The following is a 20,054-nucleotide window of genomic DNA, read 5'->3' as shown; positions in this document are numbered from 1 at the left end:
GGTCAGCCGCGTGCGAAGGCCGCCCGCATCAGCTCGGCCTGCTGGCGCTTGTAGGCGCCCGCAGTCCCCAGGGCGGGGGAGGCCGCCTCCGGCGGGGAGACCAGACGCAGCCGCCGCCGCCCGGTCAGCTCCTCCGGCAGGTGCAGCGCCAGCCACGGCCAGATGCCCTGGTTGGCGGGCTCGTCCTGCACCCACACCAGCTCGGCCATGCTGTAGGGGGCCAGGGCGGCGGCCAGGGCCTGCTCGTCCAGCGGGTAGAGCTGCTCCAGGCGGATGATCGCGGTGGCCCGCTCCCCCAGGCGCTGGCGCTCCGCAACCAGGGCGTAGTAGGCCCGCCCCGAGCACAGCAGCACCCGGTCAACGCCCCGCCCGGTGGACAGCTCCTGGTCCACCTCGCCCAGGACCGGCAGGAAGGAGCCCGCCATGAAGTCCTCCACCGGGCTGCTGGCCGCCTTCAGGCGCAGCAGCTGCTTGGGGGTGAAGACCACCAGGGGGCGGCGCGGGCGCGAGTAGGCCTGCTCCCGCAGCAGGTGGAAGTGGTTGGCGGGCGTGGAGGGCATGGCCACCCGCATGTTGTTCTGCGCGCACATCTGCAGGTAGCGCTCGATCCGGGCCGAGGAGTGGTCCGGGCCCTGCCCCTCCTGGCCGTGCGGCAGCAGCATCACCAGGCCCGAACGCTGCCCCCACTTCTGCCCGGCGCTGGTGATGTACTCGTCGATCACGGACTGCGCGCCGTTGGCGAAGTCCCCGAACTGCGCCTCCCAGCAGGTCAGCGCCTCCGGCCGCTCCACCGAGTAGCCGTACTCGAAGGCCAGGGCCGCGTACTCGCTGAGCAGGGAGTCGTAGATCTCGAAGGGCGCCTGCTCGGGGGTTAGGAAGCTCAGGGGCGTCCACTCCGCGCCGGTGACGTGGTCGTGCAGGACCGCGTGACGCTGGGCGAAGGTGGCTCGGCGGGCGTCCTCACCAGCCACCCGCACCGGCACGCCCTCCATCAGCAGCGAGCCGAAGGCGATGAGCTCGCCCAGGCCCCAGTCGATCTCCCCCTCACGGGTGGCGGCCTGGCGCCTGGCGAGCATGGCGGCGAGCTTGGGGTGGACGGTGAAGCCCTCCGGGTAGGCGGTCTGGGAGTCACCGATGCGCTCCACCACGTCCCGGCTCACGGCGCTGGTCCAGCCCAGCATCATGCCCTCACCGGCCTGCTGGGAGGAGGGCACGTCCAGGGTGGTGATCTGGCGGCCCACCTGGGTGGGGTCGGTGGCGTCAATGACCTGTGAGGGGGCGGGGGCGGCCTCGTTGGCGTGGGAGGCGCGGGTCTCCACCAGGATCCGCTCCAGCTCGTCGTGGAAGGAGCGCTCGATCTGCTTGGCGTCCTCCGTGGTGATCTCACCGCGGCCCACCAGCGCCCGCGTGTAGACCTCCCGGGTGGAGGGCAGGGAGTCGATCAGGCGGTACATGACCGGCTGGGTCATGGACGGGTCGTCACCCTCGTTGTGGCCGCGGCGCCGGTAGCAGATCAGGTCGATTATCACGTCCTTGTGGAACGCGGCCCGGTACTCGTAGGCACGCTCCGCCACCCGGGCCACGGTGTCCGGGTCGTCGGCGTTGACGTGGAAGATCGGCACCTGCAGGCCCTTGGCCAGGTCGGTGGCGTAGGTGGTGGAGCGGGCGGAGGCCGCCCCGGTGGTGAAGCCGATCTGGTTGTTGACCACCACGTGCACGGTCCCGCCGGTGCGGTAGGCGGGCAGCTGGCTCATGTTGAGGGTCTCGTAGACCACACCCTGCCCGGCGAAGGCGGCGTCCCCGTGCACCAGCACCGGCATGACCGTGTAGCCCTTCTCTCCCAGGCCGATCCGGTCCTGCTTGGCGCGCACGATGCCCTCCACGACGCCGTCCACCGTCTCCAGGTGGGAGGGGTTGGCGGCCAGCGACACGCGGGTGCTCACGCCGTCGGTGCCCGTGAACACGCCCTCGGTGCCCAGGTGGTACTTGACGTCCCCGGTGCCGTGGCCGACGGTGACGGCGTTGCCGTCGAACTCGTCGAAGACCTGCCCGTAGGACTTCCCGGCGATGTTGGTGAGCACGTTGAGGCGACCCCGGTGCGCCATACCGATCACCACCTCGTCCAGGCCGTCGTGGGCGGCGGCGTCCAGCAGGCGGTCAAGCAGCACGATCAGGGACTCGCCGCCCTCCAGGCTGAAGCGCTTCTGCCCCAGGTACTTGGTCTGCAGGAAGGTCTCGAATGCCTCGGCCTGCTCCAGCTTGGTGAGGATGCGGCGTCGTTTCTCCGAGCTGACCGGGGTCCACTCGCCCTCCAACCGCTCCTGCCACCAGCGGCGCTGGGCCGGGTCCTGGATGTGCATGTACTCCACGCCGACGGTGCGGCAGTAGGAGTCGCGCAGGCGGTCCAGGATCTGGCGCAGGGTGGCACGCTCGGTGCCACCTATGCCGCCGGTGGGGAACACCCGGTCCAGGTCCCACAGGCTCAGTCCGTAGTTGCTCAGGTCCAGGTCGGGGTGACGGCGCAGACGGTAGGTGAGCGGGTCAGTGTCGGCGGCCAGGTGCCCGCGCTGGCGGTAGGCGTGGATCAGCTCGGCCACCCGGGCGGGCTTGCCGGTCTCCAGCTCGGCGTCGTAGGTGGTGTCCCGGGCCCAGCGGACCGGCTCCAGGGGGATGCGCAGGGACTCGAAGGACCGTTCCCAGAAGCCGTCCAGGCCCAGGAGCTTGCGCTCGATCAGGCGCAGCAGCTCTCCGGAGGCCGCTCCCTGGATGACGCGGTGGTCGTAGGTGGAGGTCAGGGTGATGGTCTTGCCCACCCCGGTGCGGGCCAGGGTCTCCTCACTGGCCCCGGCGAAGGCGGCCGGGTAGGCCATGGAACCGACGCCCACGATCAGTCCCTGGCCGGGCATGAGGCGGGGCACGGAGTGCAGGGTGCCGATCATGCCGGGGTTGGTCAGGGTGACGGTGGTGCCACGGAAGTCCTCCACCGTCAGGGCGCCGGCGCGGGCCCTGGCCACGACGTCCTCGTAGGCGTCCACGAAGCCAGCCAGGTCCAGCAGGTCGGCGCCCTTGATGCTGGGGACCATCAGGTGCCGCTCGCCCTTGGCGGTGGGTACGTCCACGGCCAGGCCGAAGGCCACGTGGGCGGGCTGGTGCAGGCTGGGCCTGCCCGTCTCGTCCAGCGAGTAGGAGTAGTTCATGGCGGGCATCTCGGTGAGGGACTCCACCAGGGCCCAGCCGATCAGGTGCGTGAAGGAGACCTTGCCGCCCCGGGTGTGCGCCAGGTGGGCGTTGATGATCGAGCGGTTCTCGATCAGCACCTTGGCGGGGACGGCGCGGGCGGAGGTGGCGGTGGGGATGGTCAGCGACTCCTCCATGTTCTTGGCGGTGCGGGCCGCCGCGCCCTTTAGGCGGGAGTCGGTGTCCTGGGCGCTGTCAGCGGCCGGGGTGGTGCGCGAGGCCTGGCGCTGCGCGTAGGGGGAGGTGGGGGGAGCGACGTTCGACGGCGGTGCCGGGGGCAGGTCCGAGCGGGTCATGTCCTGTACGACGACCGCGGGGCGGGGGGCGGCGTCCGGGGTACGGGGCTCGCTGGGGGAGCCTGCGGGCGGGGGCGCCAGCTCGGGGCCCGGCGTGGCTGCGGGCGCGGGTGCGGCGGGGGTGCGGGAGTCGTGCTCGAAGAACTCTCTCCAGGCGGTGGGCACGGCGCCGGGGTCAGCCTGCCAGGCCTCTCGCATCTCCTCAACCATCCACTCGTTGGCTCCGAAGTCAGTTGCGGAGGTGCGCTGGCTCGTCACGGCTTGTCTCCTTGAGAGTCCTGAACCGGTGCGGGCTGATTGCCCGGGTATGTCCTGTGTCATCTTACGGAAGACGCGCCCGCCGCGTGCGCAAATCCGGGACCAAAGACTCATTCTCGCGAGACCGGGACATATGTACCGCGAGTTCGGTAAGGGGTGCCTTAGTTGTGGATAGCTGGGGAGGTGCTTATGAGGGTGGGAGGGGCTTGGGGGCTCGGGTGTTCCTTGGGAGGCTGTAGATGGTGTCCTGGCCGAGGGGTGAGGACGAGGCCGCCCCGCGTCACCCGTACCCTGGTGGTCCTGGGCGTGCCCATATGCCGATCCGTGCTTTAGCCGCCCACTGCCCCGCACCTGGTGATCCGGGACCCGGCTCCTGTGGGGGGCGCGTAGTGACGCTGTTGCTAAGGCGGCTGCGGGGGTGCGGCCTTGAGCCAGGGCGCTAGCAGCGAGTTCTCCAAGGGCCTGGACGCCGCCGCGCGGTGAGGGCTTGGCCTGTGGCGTCTTGGTCCCTGCCCGTCCGGGGCCGCGTGCTCGAAGCCTGGAACCTGGGTCTTGGGTACGGGTGTCTAGGGGCCTGGTGCTATGGCGCTGGGCTATCTGGGGGCGCGCCTTTTGGGGGCGGGGGTGTCCGGTGGTGGGGCCGGTGGCGGCAGGTTCCTTGGCACGCATGCCCTGTGACGCCTCCCGGAGGCTCAGGAGAGGCTACCCCTTTGGCTCCCTGGGGTGGTTGCATACATTGGAAACAGGCCGGTGTTGGGATTTCAACGTTTCTGGCTGTCTGATGACGAGTAGGACGGCGTTAGTTGTGCAGCGAGGTAGTCGTTGCACAACTAGCCCAGGTGAGCGAAGCCGACAGGTCGGAGCGTGTACCAGGATATTGCCTGTCATGGCAGCGGAAAACCCTGCTCCGTCCGCTGGGGTGCTCTCCGCTATGTGTGCAACCAGGGGTGGGGCTGCCTGTCTCACCTGCAGCAAGCCCCGCAAGCCCCGCCGTCGTCGAGAAGCCGCCAGCCCCCGAGACCGCTGGAGTTATCCACAACTAAGGTCATCCTTACCGAACTCGTGAGCCATATGTCCCGGTCTCGCGAGCCATATGTCCCGGTCTCGCGGTGGTACGGTGCGGGCACTATGCGTCGACATGCCCGCCGGAACCGCCGTCGCCCCGCCGCCTCCCTGCAGGAGAGCGACAGTCCCCACCCAGCCGCGCCCCTACAGCCGCCCGTACCGGCCGTCGCCCCCCTGGTTCTGCGCGACGCCGTAGCCCTACGTTCTGCGGCCGTCGGCTCCAACCTAGCCCCCCTGGGCCTGCGCGACGCCGTAGCCCTACGTTCTGCGGACGTCGGCTCCAACCTCGCCCCCCTGGGCCTGCGCGACGCCGTAGCCCTACGTTCTGCGGCCGTCGGCTCCAACCTAGCCCCCCTGGGCCTGCGCGACGCCGCTCCTGGCTCTCGGTGCGCCAGCGCGTCCCCATCCCCGCGCTCCCACCGTGCCAGCGCGCCCACCGCGCCCACCACGCCCACCCCTCGGCACGCCAGCCCACCCGCCAACCTCGGAGGCCAGCGTTGATGGGCAGCCTCAACGACTGGCTGATGATCGGCCTGGGGGTGCTGCTGACTGCAGGCACCGCCCTGTTCGTGGCCGGAGAGTTCTCCCTGGTGGCACTGGACCCCGCCACCGTGGAGACCCGCGCCGCCGAGGGGGAGCGGCGCGCCGCCACCGTTCGCCGGGCCCTCAGCCGCCTGTCCACCCTGCTGTCCGGCGCCCAGGTGGGCATCACCCTGACCACCATCCTGCTGGGCTACACCATGCAGACCGCCCTGGCCAACGTCCTGACCGGCCTCATGTCCCGCTGGCTGGCCGGCTCCGTGGCCGCCGGGGCCGCCGTCGTGACCGCCCTGGTGCTGGTAAACGCCTTCTCCATGGTGCTGGGCGAGCTGATCCCCAAGAACGCCACACTGGCCAACCCCATGCGTGCCGCCGGGGTGGTGGCCCCCTTCCTGACCGCCTTCACCACCCTGCTCAGCCCGGTGATCCGGCTGCTCAACGGCACCGCCAACCTGTTCCTGCGGCGTATCGGCATCACCCCCACCGAGGAGCTCTCCGGCACCCGTTCCGCCTCTGAGCTGGCCTCCCTGGTGCGCCACAGCGCCGAGGAAGGCACCCTGGACCTGTCCACCGCCGCCCTGCTGACCCGCTCCATCGGCGTCGGCGAGCTGACCGCCGTGGACGTCATGACCGACCGGGGCCGCCTGCACACCCTGGACGAGGACGCCACCGCCGCCGACGTGGTGGAGGCCGCCCGCACCACCGGCCACTCACGCTTCCCCGTGGTAGGGGAGGGGAGCGACGACGTCCTGGGCATCGTCCACCTGCGCCGGGCCGTGGCCGTGCCCTACGAGCGCCGCAGTGAGGTGCCCGTGGCCTCCTCGTCGCTGATGACCCCGGCCCCGCGCGTGCCCGAGACCATGCCCCTGGCCAGCCTCCTGCTCGAGCTGCGCGTGACCGGCAGCCAGATGGCGGTCGTCGTCGACGAGTACGGGGGCACCGCCGGGGTGGTGACCCTGGAGGACGCTGTGGAGGAGATCGTGGGGGAGGTGTCTGACGAGCACGACCGCCGCCGGGCCGCCGCCCAGCCTGGGGCTGACGGCGACTGGCTGGTCCCGGGCTGGACCCGTCCGGACGAGATCGCCAGCCGTGCCCAGCTGCACGTCCCCGACGACGGCCCCTACGAGACCCTGGCCGGGCTGGTCATGAACGAGCTGGGGCGCATCCCCCAGGTGGGTGACCAGGTGGACGTGGCCCAGGTGCGGCTGCGCGTGGAGGCCATGGACGGGCGGCGCGTCATCCGCCTGCGCCTGTCCGCCCTGCCTGACCCGCAGGAGGAGGCCCGGTGAGCACCCCGCTGGCCCTCCTGACCGCCCTGGTGCTGCTGCTGGGCAACGCCTTCTTCGTGGGGGCGGAGTTCGCCGTCACCTCCGCCCGCCGCGCCCAGCTGGAGCCCCTGGCCGAGGCTGGGGACAAGCGTGCCCAGACCGCCTTGTGGGCCTTGCGGCACGTCTCCGCGATGCTCGCCACCGCCCAGCTGGGCGTGACCGTGTGCTCCACCGGGCTGGGCATGGTGGCTGAGCCTGCCATCGCCCACCTGCTGCAGCCCGCCCTGGCCGTCGTGGGTCTGGAGGCGGCTGCGTCCCACGGGGTCGCGGTGGTGGTGGCCCTGGTGCTGGTGGTCTTTGTGCACGTGGTGGCCGGGGAGATGGTCCCCAAGAACATCTCCATCACCTCCCCGGAGACCGCCGTGCGCTGGCTGGCCCCGCCCCTGGTGGCTCTGGCGCGCCTGCTGGGGCCGGTGGTCAGTGGGATGAACGGCCTGGCCAACGGGGTGCTGCGCCTGTGCGGCGTGGAGCCGCGTGACGAGATCCCGGCAGCCTTCAATGCCGCGGAGGTGGCCGCGATCGTGGAGCGCTCCACCGCCGAAGGCGTGCTGGAGGACGAGACCGGCCTGCTGAGCACCGCCCTGGAGTTCTCGGAGGAGGCCGCTGGCAGCGTGATGGTGCCGGTAAAGGACCTGGTTTCCCTCCCGGTGGATACCACGCCTGCCGACGTCGAGCACGCGGTGGCCACTACTGGATTCTCTCGCTTCCCCACGGTAAAGGCTGACGGGGAGGTGGTGGGCTACCTGCACCTCAAGGACGTGCTTTACGCCGACGCCGAACAGCGCCACGCCCCGGTCCCTGGCGGGCTGCTCCGGCAGATGGTGTGTGTACGCCCCGACGACGAGGTGGAGGAGGTCCTGCTGGCCATGCAGCGCAGCGGTGCCCATCTCGGGCGGGTAGAGGACCAGGCAGGTAGGCTGCTGGGGGTGGTGTTCCTGGAGGACATCATTGAGGAGCTGGTTGGGGAGGTCCATGACGCGATGCAGCGTGAGGAGCACCAGCGCCGAGACCTTGTCTAGGAAAAGACTGAGAGCCTATTGTGTGACAGTTGTGAAACCTGGGCGTGACTGTGGTCAATGTGACCGAGGTCCTGGTACGCCCCTGTCTCACTAACTAATGTCAAAGCCCATTGGGCCCCACCGGGCCCTGCCGTTACTGTGACCCTTGACCTGGGAGAGTCCGCAGCGTGTCAGACAAGCCCATGACCCGGCGCCAGCGCCGTGAAGCTGAGAGAGCCGCCGCCCAGGCTGCGCTCCGCCAGGAGGCGGAGGCAGAGGCGCTGGCCGCAGCCGCACGACGCCGCTCCGAGATGCGCTCACGGCAGGGGGACCTCGTAGCACCCGGTCTTGAGCGTGCCGATGACGCTACCCTGGACGCCACCTCTGAGGACACGACGGCGGACGCCACCACCGCCAACCGCAGCACTGCCGCCATCGCCCGGGCAGGCGCTGCCGCCGCCGCCAAGGAGCTTGAGCAGGAGGCCGCCGCAGCCGCGGCGCAGGAGGCTGCTGCCCGGGCGGAGGCTGAGAACGGTGGGGTGGGTCGCTTTGTGGTCCCGCCCAACGCCACGAGCCCGGCTGGGAGGCGCAAGCCCGCCAGGGCCGACCGGAGTGGTGCCAACTCGCGCCCGGGCGGTCCTGCTGGTGCCAGCAGTGGCTCAGCTGACGGTCGCATTGTCGGCGACACCACCGCTGACGGTCCCGACACAGGTGGCGCCGGAGCAGGTGGAACGAGTGTGGGCGGTGCCGGTGCGGGCAAAGGAACACGTCCTGGTGGTCGCGGCACCGGGACTGCCCAGGAGAACCACAGCAGCGTGGCCCAGGCTGGCAGCGCCCGGGGAGAGGCCGGAGCCTCAGCCCGGACCGGCTCCGCCCAGGCTGGCTCTGTATCCAGGCGGAGCCGCTCCAAGGCCCGGACGGGATCCGACTCACAACCGGCTTTCGGTAGCAGCCAGACGACTGTTACCGTCCCCGGTCCGTCGGCCACCCCGGTCGGAGGGGCACAGGCTGCTGCCTCGGCTGTAGAGGCGCAGGCTGATCCCCGGTTGGCGGCGCAGGAGGCCGGCCAACCCGCGGGGAGGCGACGTGGTCGGGCCCAGTCCGTGGCCCGCCGTCTGGTGCGCAAGCCGAACACCGTCTCCGCGCAGACCGCTTCCCGCTTCGTCACCCACATCCCCGCGGCAGCCGAGGACCAGGACGCCACCACCACCGTCATCCACTCCCACGAGCTGACCGCCGGGCCCGCGGCCCGTGCTGCCGCCGCCAAGGTCGGCCCCCGTCCCACCTGGGCGACGTCGGAGCCGGATGCCGCCGTGGCGGCTGAAGCCGGTGCCGCCCCGGAGCCGGACGGCCCCGGCCAGGTCGACGGGGAGGACGCCGACTCGCTGCCCCGCAGCTATCGGCCCCGCCTGGGGGCTGGCGGTGCCTGGGCCCGGGGGGGACTGGCTGGTGCAGGCAAGCCCCGCCCCACCGGGATCGGCACCTTGGGGCGGGCCTCGGTGCTGGCTGTGCTGGGGGTCCTCACCATCGTCATCCCCTTGACGGGCCGGGTCCCTGACATCACCAGCTTTGCCGCGCCCCGTACCGGACATGCCTTCTCCGCCCAGGCCTCCCAGCAGGCCACCGGCTCGTCCCTGGCGGCCCCGATCCTGGGCTCCGACGCCGACGTGGACACCTCCTCCAACGCGGCCCTGAACAACGTCCCTGACGCCGCCACCCTGGCGCGGATCAAGGAGGCCTACGCCAACTCCTCACAGAGCTGTGCCGTCAAGATGGGCGCCTCCGGGGAGGCGGCCGCCTTCGTGCAGCCGCCGGACGTGTACATGCCCATGATTGCTGGCAGCTACGTGGTCTCCTCGCCCTTCGGCTACCGCGTCCACCCGACCCTGGGTTACATGCGCCTGCACGCCGGGCAGGACTGGGCGGCCTCCGTGGGTACCCCCATCTACTCGGTGGCTGACGGCAAGGTCACCACCGCGCGCATGGTCGCGGGCATGGGAACCATCACGATCCAGCACAACGTCGACGGCAAGGTCTGGTACTCCCGCTACCTGCACATGTACCAGGACGGGATCTACGTGTCCGAGGGGCAGGAGGTCAAGGCCGGTGACCTGATCGCTGGTGTGGGCTCCTCCGGGCAGTCCACCGGCGCCCACCTGCACTTTGAGATCCGCACCGCCGACGACTGGGAGGACGGCTCTGCCATCGAGCCCGGTCAGTGGCTGCGGGACCGGGGTGCCGTAGAGTTGTCCTCCGACTGCAAGTGACACCCAGGAGCCCAGGAGATGCTGCGACGTGGACGCCCGCAAGGGCGGGAGCGGAAGGTACCCGAGGTCGTCGCCCACCGTGGTGGCGGCAAGGAGGCTCCTGAGAACACCTGGACCGCTGTGGAGCACACGGTAGGGCTGGGGCTGCAGTGGCTGGAGACCGACCTGCACGTGACCAGCGACGGCGTCGTGGTCCTGTGGCACGACCCGAGCCTTCAGCGGGTCAGTGACCAGGCGCGGCCTATAGGGCAGCAGACCTGGAAAGAGCTGTCCCAGCAGGACGCGGGGGACGGCCGCCCGCCTGTGCGTCTCGACGACGTGCTGTACGCCTTCCCGCAGCTGCACCTGAACATGGACCTGAAGGTCCCCGAGGTGGTGCAGCCGGCCCTCCAGGTGGTGCGGGCCACGGAGGCCCTGGAACGGGTGCGCTTTGCCTCCTTCTCGGCCCGGCGCCTGGCGGTGCTGCGGCGCCAGGAGCCGCGGGCCACGACCTCGGTTGGGGTCAGCGACGTGGCGGGCCTGCTGCTGCGGGCCGAGTCCGGGCTGCCGCTGCCCCGTACCCGCTGGAGCTGGACCCAGGACCGGTCCAGGGTGGACTGCGTGCAGGTGCCTACCGTGCACCTGGGGGTCCCGGTGGTTACCAGCCGTTTCGTGTCCACCGCGCACCAGCTGGGCCTGGAGGTCCACGTCTGGACGGTGGACGACCCCGCCGAGATGGAGCGCCTGGCCCGGATGAACGTGGACGCGCTCATAACCGACGTACCGTCATTGGCGCTGGCGCGCATGAGGCAGCTGGCGGCGGTCTGAGGGCCTGCCGCAGGTGCTGGAGGCGCGTCCTGACGGCGAAGGCGCGTCCGTCTGTCAAACGTGTCCGAGGTTCGGGGCCTGGCCGTTCGGAGCGCACGCCCGAGCACGCAAAAGGGCCGGAACCAGAGGATTCCGACCCTATGCGCTGGTGCCCCGGACAGGATTCGAACCTGCGACCTTCTGCTCCGGAGGCAGACGCTCTATCCACTGAGCTACCGGGGCCCGAGGCAGCACCCTACCAGCGTCTGCGCTCTGGAGCGCAACTCAACTGCCCCAGTACAAAACCGTGATGATGAACACGGTGCTGCGCCTACGGGCCGGTTGACCAGCCCGCCTGCGCCGTCGTCGTCCCCACTGGCCACCCTCACGCGCCCAGCCCCGCGCCATATTGGACACATGGGGCCGCCGTCGGGACGCCTGACGCAGTCCCTCAGATAAACTCCCGCCGTGACCCCAGAAGAGCTTGCTGAAGCGATCCGCACCGTCCTGGCCGCCGCCGTGCAGGACGGCTCCCTGAGCCTCCCCGCCGAGGAGGTGCCCCTGCCCAAGGTCGAGCGCCCGCGCTCCCGGGAGCACGGGGACTGGGCCACCAACGTCGCCATGCAGCTGGCCAAGAAGGCAGGCACCAGCCCACGCGCCCTGGCTGAGACCCTGGTGGACCGCCTGGCGCAGGTCGACGGCGTGGCCTCCGTGGAGGTCGCCGGGCCCGGGTTCCTCAACATCCGCCTCGACGCCGGGGCCGCCGGGGAGCTCGCCCGCACCATCCTGCAGGCCGGGGATGCCTACGGGCGCAACAGCTCCCTGGCCGGGCAGCACGTGAACCTGGAGTACGTCTCCGCCAACCCCACCGGACCTGTGCACCTGGGCGGGGCCCGCTGGGCCGCCGTCGGCGACTCCCTGGCCCGTATCCTCAGCGCCTGCGGGGCCCGGGTCACCCGCGAGTACTACTTCAACGACCACGGCACGCAGATCGACCGTTTTGCCCGCTCCCTGCTGGCCGCCGCCCGCGGGCAGGAGACGCCCGAGGACGGCTACGGCGGCGCCTACATCGCCGAGATCGCTGCCAAGGTAACCGCCGACGAGCGCGCTGCCGGCCGCCCCGAGCCTGCCACCCTGCCTGATGCTGAGGCCGCTGAGGTCTTCCGGGCGCGCGGGGTCGAGCTCATGTTCGCCTCCATCAAGGCCGAGCTGCACGCCTTCAGCTCCGACTTTGACGTGTTCTTCCACGAGGACTCCCTGCACGAGTCCGGCGCCGTCACCAAGGCCATAGGCAAGCTGCGTGAGCGCGGCATGATCGAGGACAGGGACGGGGCCACCTGGCTGCGCACCACCGAGTTCGGGGACGACAAGGACCGCGTCCTGATCAAGTCCGACGGCCAGGCCGCCTACTTTGCCGCCGACGTGGCCTACTACCTGGACAAGCGCTCCCGCGGCGCCGACTGCGCCATCTACCTGCTGGGTGCGGACCACCACGGTTACATCGGGCGCATGATGGCCATGTGCGCGGCCTTCGGTGACGAGCCGGGCAAGAACATGCAGATCCTGATCGGTCAGCTGGTCAACCTGGTCAAGAACGGTGAGCCGGTGCGCATGTCCAAGCGGGCCGGGACCATCGTGACCCTGGAGGACCTGGTCTCCGCCGTCGGGGTGGACGCGGCCCGGTACGCCCTGGCGCGCGTGTCCATGGACTCCATGATCGACATCGACCTGGACGTGCTGGCCTCCGCCAGCAACGAGAACCCTGTCTACTACGTGCAGTACGCCCACGCCCGCACCCGCAACGTGGCGCGCAACGCCGCCGCGCACGGGGTCAGCCGGGAGGCGGGCTTCGACCCGGCGGCCCTGGACGCTCCTGCAGACTCGCAGCTGCTGGGGGTGCTGGCCCGCTTCCCCGCGATCGTGGCGCAGGCGGCGGAGATGCGCGAGCAGCACCGGGTGGCTCGCTACCTGGAGGAGCTGGCTGCCGCCTACCACACCTGGTACGCAGCCACCCGCGTCACCCCGCGGGGGGACGACGCCGTGGACGCCGGTCACGTGGCCCGCCTGTGGCTCAACGACGCAGTCAGCCAGGTGCTGGCCAACGGTCTGGGACTGCTGGGGGTCAGCGCCCCCGAGCGCATGTGAGCCCCGGCGGGGGGCATAGCGTCCCTCTCGCGAGACCGGGACATATGTACCGCGAGACCGGGACATATGGCTCACGAGACCGGTAAGGGTTACCTTGCCTGCGGGGTGAGGGCTTGTGCTGTTGCCCTGTTTGTTAGGTAGCTGCTTGTGTAACTGGCCGTTAATGGCTTGTGCCGGGCGGGTTTGAGGCTGGTGGACCGCTGCTGGCCGAGTGGCGGTGGGAATGACGGTGGATTCCTGATTGGTCTGGCTGGGGTTGGGGGCGTTCACGGTTTTGTACGCAAGTAATTCGCGGGGGTGCGCGGGAACAAATTATCCTCTCCCGGCTTGGTGCCGCCCGGGGTGCGGATCTGGCTGCTGTTTTCTGGGGCATTCTTGGGGAATCCCCGGGGCGTGCAAGGGGCGACGTCGTTGGTGCTGCAGAGGCCGTGCGTTGCACACGTGAGGCTACTGGGCTGTGCATAAAGTACTGAAATTTCAACGTTTCCGACTGGGGTGCAGCAGGGGAGGCGTCGCTAGATGTGCGTCGATGTTGCCGTTGCACATTTAGGCGGGTGCGGGAACTGTCCAGGCAGAAGCAGGGCGAGGCACGATGAGCGTGATTGCAAGGGCAAATCTTCGTAGCCTGCTTTGTGTGGTGCTTTCTGTGTGCAACTGCGACGACGTCGGCACTCGCGCACGTTGTTATGGTCGCTGGGGCCTGCAGGGCCGCGCTCTAACGGGCGCCGTCAGTCCCTAGTGCGTGGTACAGACTTGTAGTCTTTGGCACGCCCCATGTTTAGGCCCACGTCAACCCCTCGCGTTGCACGGACGCTGGTCTAAGGCGCTCGGTCTACAAGGCCAGGCCGGGATGGTGTCTCACGGCGCATACCGCAGGCAGTAGCTACCAGAGCAGGTTCAGGTTGCCAGTCGCTTCTCTGGCTATTGCAAGGCGTGGACCATCTCGTCTGACGTGGGGCTGACCGTGCCCGGGCTCGTTATGGCCTCGACGGCCAGGAACCGGGCCGCGCTGTCCGCAAGTAAGGCCGCCCTTACCGAACTCGTGAGCCATATGTCCCGGTCTCGCGGTACCGATGTCCCGGTCTCGCGAGAGAGGCGGTGGCTCCCAGCTTCCGGGCAAGGCTTGTCCCCTTGCACGGCGCGCTTGTAGAAAGGACCAGACCCCCGGACCAGGACCAAGCGCAGGAGCAGATATGACCAACCCCGCCGTCGCCGCCGGAGAAGCGCCCCTGGGCAGCCTGGTTGCCCCCGAGCCCACGGAGCGCCCGGACCTGTGGCCCACCACGGTCCGCCGTGGACCGGACGGCGCCCTGACCCTGGGTGGACGCACGCTCACCCAGGTGCTGGAGCAGGCCCCCACCCCGGTCTTCGTGCTGGACGAGGCCGACCTGCGTGGCCGCGCCGCCGCCTGGGCCGCCGCCATGGAGGAGGAGTTCTGGCCCCGGTACGGGATGGGTGGGGGCAGCGCCTTCTATGCGGGCAAGGCCTTCCTCACCACCCGGGTGGCGCGCACGGTCCTGGAGGAGGGCATGGGTATCGACACGGCCAGCCGTTGCGAGCTGGCAGTGGGTCTGGCCGCCCTGCAGGATGTCGACGGCGTGCCGGTCTCGGCGCAGAAGACCGCCGCCGCTCAGGGCGCCTTGCAAGAGGTCGACGGCGTGCCGCCTGCCCTGCAGGACGCCCCCACCCAGGCCACCCGCCTGGGCCTGCACGGCAACGGCAAGACGGAGGCTGAGCTGCGGGTGGCCCTGCAGCACCGCGTGGGGCACCTGGTGCTGGACTCCGCCGCCGAGGTCGATCTGGCCGCCTGCGCGGTCCGCTCCCTGCGGCAGGCTGGGGTCTACGGCCCCCAGGAGCAGGGCAAGGTCATGGTGCGCCTGACCACCGGCGTGCACGCGGGCGGCCACGAGCACATCTCCACCGGCCACGAGGACCAGAAGTTCGGGGTGTCGGTGGCCTCCGGGGAGGCGCGGGAGGTCTGCGAGCGGATCATCGCGGCCCCCGAGCTGGAGCTGCACGGCCTGCACTCCCACATCGGCTCCCAGATCCTGGCCCTGGACGGCTTCCGGCAGGCGGCCCAGGTCGTGCTGCGGCTGCGTCACGAGCTGGCCGCGGCCACCGGCTGGCTGTGCCCGGAGGTGGACCTGGGGGGCGGCCCCGGCATCGCCTACACGGGCGCCGACCCGGTGGCCCCCAGTGCCGCGGAGGTGGCCCGCGCGCTGGCGGAGGTGGTCCGCTCCACCTGCGCTGAGCTGGGCGACGGCGTCCCCCATGTCTCGGTGGAGCCGGGCCGCAGCGTGGTGGGCCCCACCACCGTGATGCTCTACACCGTCACGGGGCTGAAGACGGTCCAGCTGGGGGAGGGGGCCAGTCGGGTCTACGTGAGCGTGGACGGCGGCATGAGCGACAACCTGCGGCCCGCCCTGTACGACGCCGAGTACACGGCCCTGCTGGCCAACCGCCGGCCTGACCCGGCTGTGGGGCTGGTGCGCGCCCGCGTGGTGGGGAAGCACTGTGAGAGCGGGGACGTGGTGGTGCGGGACGTGGACCTGCCTGTGGACCTGGCGGTGGGGGACGTGCTGGCGGTACCCGCGGTAGGTGCCTATGGGCGCTCGATGGCTAATAACTACAACCTGTTTACTCGTCCGGGGGTGGCCTGGGTGGCTGACGGCCAGCAGGGCTGGGTGCTGCGCCCGGAGACCTTGGAGGACCTGCTGCGCCTGGAGGGTGACTGACGGCGGAGCCCCGGTCTGTGCCTGCCTGACGGTGGTGGGGTGGTGAGGCCTGCCTGCCGGGCGACGTCGGCCGCCTGGCCGGTGGGTGGCTGGCGACGGCGGGGCGTGCCCACCCCACCACGACTGGTGCATTTCGGCGCGAGTGGTGCCGAAATACCGCACCACTCGCGCCGAAATGCACAAGTGGAGGCACGCGGTGACCACGAGCGTGCGGCGCTCCTGCGCGCCGAGGCGGAAGCCCTGCCCCAGCCGCCCGCAAGGGGCCGCGGCCCCAGTGCCGGCTAAACGCCCCTCCGGGCACGTGGACGCTGACCGCACCGCCCCAGGGCGGGTGCCTGGTGCTCAGGGCCAGGCCCAGGTGAGTGGACGCTGTCCGCACTGCCCGGGGAGGGCACCTATGCTGGCTCCTGTGACCCCGCCCGACCCGGGCGGCCCCCACGACGCAAGGTGGCTACATGACCTCTGAGTCCCGCACCGGCTCCGCTGCCCCCGGCACCCCTGCCGTCCCTGACCTCGTTGCTGGTTCAGGTGCCACGGCTGCAACCGGCGCTGCAGCTGCTGACGGCGCCACGCCCGCCTCCAGCGCCCCTGACCCTGACCCCGCCCCCGGCACCACGGCTGCAACCGGCGTCACCCCTACCGCCCCCATCCCGGCCGCCCCCGTCCCAGCCCCTATCCCGGCTGCCCCCGTCCCAGCCCCCGCCCCCCTGCTGGTGGACCGCCCGGTGCTCAAGGTCGGTGTGCTCGGCGCGGGCACCGTCGGCAGCCAGGTGGTGCGCCTGCTGCTGGAGCGGGCCGAGGACTTCGCCGCCCGCTCCGGCGCCCGCCTACACGTCACCGGGGTCGCCGTGCGCGACCTGGAGGCCCCGCGTGACCCCGCCGTCCCCCGCGAGCTGCTGACCACCGACTCCACCGCCGTCGCCACCGGCAACGACCTGGTTATTGAGCTGATCGGCGGCATCGAGCCGGCCCGCACCCTGATACTGGCGGCCTTCCGCGCCGGGGCCTCAGTCATAACCGGCAACAAGGCCCTGATCGCCGCCCACGGCCCCGAGCTCTACGCCGCCGCCGCCCAGGCCCAGGTGGACTTCTACTACGAGGCCGCCGTGGCCGGGGCGATCCCCGTGGTCTACGCCCTGCGCGAGTCCATGGCCGGGGACCGGGTGACCAGCGTGCTGGGCGTCGTCAACGGCACCACCAACTTCATCCTGGACGAGATGAGTACCAAGGGCCTGTCCTTTGACGCCGCCCTGGCCACCGCCCAGCAGCTGGGCTACGCGGAGGCTGACCCCACCGCCGACGTCGAGGGCCTGGACGCCGCTGCCAAGTGCGCCATCATCGCCTCCCTGGCCTTCCACACCAGGGTGGGGCTGGACGACGTAGCGGTGGAGGGAATCACCGACGTCACCGCTGACGACATCCGCGAGGCCCACGCCTCCGGCTGCGAGATCAAGCTCCTGGCCATCGCCCAGCGCCGTGACGACGAGCTGGCCCAGGGCGTCTCCGTGCGCGTCCACCCGGCCCTGGTGCCCAAGGACCACCCGCTGGCCTCCGTGCGCGGGGCCTTCAACGCCGTGCTGGTGGAGGCCGAGGCCGCGGGCCGCCTTATGTTCTACGGGCAGGGCGCGGGGGGCGCCCCCACCGCCTCCGCGGTCCTTTCCGACGTCGTGGCCGCCGCCGCCCACCGTGTCAACGGCGGACAGGCGCCTCGGGAGTCCTCCTACGCGGCCCTGCCGGTGCTCGGCCTGCAGGACGCCCTGACCCGCTACCAGGTGCAGCTGCGCGTGGTGGACGCTCCCGGCGCGCTGGCAGCGGTGGCCCAGGTCTTCGCGAGCAACCAGGTGTCTATCGACTCGGTGCGCCAGTCCAGCTACGTGGGTGGTCAGGACGCCGTGGTCACCATCGTCACCCACGTGGCCCCCGTTCGGGCCCTGGACGCTGCCGTCCGCGACCTGGAGCAGGAGGAGCGGGTGGAGTCAGTGGTGTCCGTCCGTCGCGTCGAGGGGCTGTGAACCATGTCGGTCAGGCTGTCACAGGAGCGGGCCGCGGTGCGTGTACCCGCCACCACCGCCAACATGGGGCCGGGTTTTGACTCCTTCGGCATGGCCTTCCGGTTCTACGACGAGGTCACGGTGCGCCCGGTGGTAGGGTCCACCCACGTCAAGGTGGTGGGCGTGGGGGAGGGGCAGGTTCCCACGGACGACTCCAACCTGGTGGTCCGGGCCCTGCGCGCGGGCCTGGACGCGGTGGGCGCCCCCCAGGCGGGCTTCGAGATGAGCTGCTTCAACCGCATCCCGCACGGTGGGGGAATGGGGTCCTCGGCCTCCGCCGCGGTGGCTGGGCTGATGCTCGCCCGGGGGCTGATCTCCGAGCCGGAGGCGCTCGGCGACGAGCTCGTGTTCCGCCTGGCCACCGAGTTTGAGGGGCACCCGGACAACGTCGCCCCCGCGGTCTTCGGTGGGGCCACCGTGGCCTGGACCGACATGGACGGCACCCCGCACGCCGCCCCCATGCCTGTGGACGCCTCCCTGCCCGTGAGCCTCCTGGTGCCTCCGGAGTCCACGCGCCTGTCCACGGAGGAGGCCCGTAAGGTCCTGCCCTCGGCGGTGCCGCGTGCCGACGCCCTGTTCAACACCGCCCGGGCGGCCGTGCTGATGCTGGCCCTGGCGGGCCGCCCCGACCTGCTGATGGCCGGGACCGAGGACCGCCTGCACCAGCAGTACCGACGCCGGGTGCTGCCGGACTCCATGGCTGTCATGGACTCCTTGCGCGACCAGGGATATCCGGCGGTGATCTCCGGGGCCGGACCGACGGTGCTGGTGCTGGCCCGTCTGGAGCAGGGCACGCGCCTGGCCCTGGAGCGCCACGGCTGGAGCGTGCTGGAGCCCGCCATCGACCTGGAGGGCGCCTACCTGTCCTGAGGGGCCGTGGCGGCGACGGCGTCGCCAACCTGGGTGACCAGCTCGAGCAGCTCGGTGCCGGTGCTTCCGGAGCCGCTGGTGGCGGCGCACTGGTGGGCCAGCCCGGCCAGGTCGGAGAGGATGCGCTCGGAGTCGGACAGCGCCGTGCTGGCGGCCCGGGTCAGGGAGCGGGCGCTGTCGGCCAGCGTCGGGTCGCTGGCCCGCGGGCTGCTGGTCCACAGCTCCAGGAGCTGGTGGGGCACGGTCAGCAGCCGCTCCACCTGGCTGACGGCCTCACTGGTCCGCTGGGCCAGGTCACGGTAGCTGGCGGCCTGGGCGGCCAGGTCCTCCACCCCTTCCTGCAGGGCCTGGCCCAGGTCGTTGACGGCGCCCTGGGTCAAGATGGTGTCCTGGCTGGTACCGCCTGCCTGCTCCTGCGGGCCCTGGGCGGCGTCGATCAGCTCGGCCAGGAAGGTCGCGGTCATGGATGCGTGCAGGCGGGCCAGGGCGATGCGGAACCGGGTGCGTCCCACATTGGTCTCCATCTGGGCCAGGGTCTGCTGCAGGCGGGCCACCTGAGGGGTGACGAGTGCCTGCATCTGCAGCCACAGGTCCAGCAGCTGCGCCAGGGTCGCCACCTGGGCGTCGGAGCGGTCCAGGGTGCTGACGGTCTGCTCGTTGATGGTGCCGGTGCCTACCGCACGGCCTAGCCGCTTGGAGGCCCGGCGCAGGGACTGGTCCAGGTCGGAGAGCTCCTCCAGCCGGCTCATCCAGGAGTCCAGTCCGGCGCTCAGTGCGTGCACGGCGCTGAGCGCCTGGGCCAGGGGGCCGGTGGCGTCGGGCCGTTGTGGCAGCCCGCTGCTGGCCTCCTCCCGGCTGGCTACCTCTGCGGGCAGGGCCAGGTTCTGGAAGGACTCGTAGGACTCCAGCCCTGACTCTGACAGGAGCCCTACCAGCCTGGTGGCACCTTGCTCGGCGACCTGACGGCGGCTGGCGCCGTTGGCTGCAGTGGCGTGCTCTAGGTCCAGGACCTGCTCGTACAGGGAGTAGGCGGTCTGCTCCAGGTCAGGGCGCATGGGGCGGGAGCGTACGGATAGGTAGCCGCCTGCGCGCAGCGGGGTGATGGTGGCGAAGACCCTGTACTCTGAGCCGGTGGCGGCCAGGTTGCGCACGTAGGCGGCAAAGGGCTGGCCCGCCTTGAGGGTGTCCCACATGACTCGGAAGGCTGCAGCCGGCATGGCTGGGTGCCGCACCAGGTTGTGCGGGGCGTCACTGAGGCTGCTGGCGTCAAAGTGTGAGAGCCGCACGAAGACGTCGTTGGCCCTCTGGATCACGCCTTTGTCGTCGGTGGTGGAGAAGAACAGCTCGTCAACTCCGACCTCGTGGAGCTCACCTGTGGGGGTGCTAGGCATAGCCCGTTATCTCCTCATGATCGGTTTCCTACCGGGGAGGGTACAGGACGCCGCGGGCGAGGGTGGTGGCAGATTCGTTACCCAGCT

General features: G+C 70.8%; 11 protein-coding genes and 1 tRNA gene. 9 read left to right on the top strand and 3 right to left on the bottom strand.

All coding sequences use genetic code 11. The features are described 5' to 3' along the window. Window positions 1-2 precede the first annotated feature (2 nt). The gene (locus JG540_RS07790; RefSeq protein ID WP_407648363.1) at window positions 3-3,743 is read right to left on the bottom strand and encodes a multifunctional oxoglutarate decarboxylase/oxoglutarate dehydrogenase thiamine pyrophosphate-binding subunit/dihydrolipoyllysine-residue succinyltransferase subunit; all 3,741 of its coding nucleotides are present in this window, start codon (window positions 3,741-3,743) and stop codon (window positions 3-5) included. A 1,176-nt stretch (window positions 3,744-4,919) separates the two neighbouring features. Between JG540_RS07790 and JG540_RS07785 the strand changes: the two genes are divergently transcribed. From JG540_RS07785 to JG540_RS07765, 5 genes are all read left to right on the top strand, one after another. Continuing rightward, window positions 4,920-5,357, top strand: coding sequence for a hypothetical protein (locus JG540_RS07785; protein WP_200275129.1), 438 nt, complete (start codon window positions 4,920-4,922; stop codon window positions 5,355-5,357). After that, window positions 5,357-6,685, top strand: coding sequence for a hemolysin family protein (locus JG540_RS07780; protein WP_200275128.1), 1,329 nt, complete (start codon window positions 5,357-5,359; stop codon window positions 6,683-6,685). Before JG540_RS07785 ends, JG540_RS07780 begins: the two co-directional genes overlap by 1 nt. After that, entirely contained in the window at window positions 6,682-7,743 is a 1,062-nt protein-coding gene (locus tag JG540_RS07775) for a hemolysin family protein (RefSeq protein WP_200275126.1), read from the top strand. The genes JG540_RS07780 and JG540_RS07775 overlap by 4 nt, the downstream gene beginning before the upstream one ends. Before the next feature lie 167 nt (window positions 7,744-7,910). Then, on the top strand, window positions 7,911-9,989 hold the full coding sequence (locus JG540_RS07770; protein WP_200275124.1) for a M23 family metallopeptidase: 2,079 nt from the start codon (window positions 7,911-7,913) through the stop codon (window positions 9,987-9,989). An 18-nt stretch (window positions 9,990-10,007) separates the two neighbouring features. Next, entirely contained in the window at window positions 10,008-10,796 is a 789-nt protein-coding gene (locus tag JG540_RS07765; RefSeq protein ID WP_200275122.1) for a glycerophosphodiester phosphodiesterase, read from the top strand. 146 nt (window positions 10,797-10,942) lie between these two features. Here the strand turns inward: JG540_RS07765 and JG540_RS07760 are convergent. After that, window positions 10,943-11,018 (bottom strand) — tRNA-Arg (locus JG540_RS07760). 225 nt (window positions 11,019-11,243) lie between these two features. On the opposite strand from JG540_RS07760, the gene argS reads away from it, so the two are divergent. From argS to thrB, 4 genes are all read left to right on the top strand, one after another. Continuing rightward, window positions 11,244-12,920 carry an arginine--tRNA ligase gene (gene argS / locus JG540_RS07755; protein WP_200275120.1) on the top strand — a complete coding sequence of 559 codons (1,677 nt, stop codon included), beginning with the start codon at window positions 11,244-11,246 and terminating at the stop codon, window positions 12,918-12,920. 1,193 nt (window positions 12,921-14,113) lie between these two features. Further along, window positions 14,114-15,655: a diaminopimelate decarboxylase gene (gene lysA / locus JG540_RS07750; RefSeq protein WP_200275119.1), complete on the top strand. Its 1,542-nt coding sequence runs from the start codon at window positions 14,114-14,116 to the stop codon at window positions 15,653-15,655. 707 nt (window positions 15,656-16,362) lie between these two features. Beyond that, the gene (locus JG540_RS07745) at window positions 16,363-17,667 is read left to right on the top strand and encodes a homoserine dehydrogenase (protein ID WP_200278266.1); all 1,305 of its coding nucleotides are present in this window, start codon (window positions 16,363-16,365) and stop codon (window positions 17,665-17,667) included. Window positions 17,668-17,670: 3 nt separating this feature from the next. Next, the gene (gene thrB / locus JG540_RS07740; protein ID WP_200275117.1) at window positions 17,671-18,576 is read left to right on the top strand and encodes a homoserine kinase; all 906 of its coding nucleotides are present in this window, start codon (window positions 17,671-17,673) and stop codon (window positions 18,574-18,576) included. Here the strand turns inward: thrB and JG540_RS07735 are convergent. Next, window positions 18,564-19,967 carry a PAS domain-containing protein gene (locus JG540_RS07735; RefSeq protein ID WP_200275115.1) on the bottom strand — a complete coding sequence of 468 codons (1,404 nt, stop codon included), beginning with the start codon at window positions 19,965-19,967 and terminating at the stop codon, window positions 18,564-18,566. The genes thrB and JG540_RS07735 overlap by 13 nt on opposite strands. Between the last annotated feature and the right edge of the window lie 87 nt (window positions 19,968-20,054).

It is taken from the genome of Actinomyces weissii (genome assembly GCF_016598775.1).
Taxonomy (GTDB): Bacteria; Actinomycetota; Actinomycetes; order Actinomycetales; family Actinomycetaceae; genus Actinomyces; species Actinomyces weissii.
Note: the sequence above shows the minus strand (reverse complement) of the source record. Positions and strands in the feature narration are given on the sequence as shown.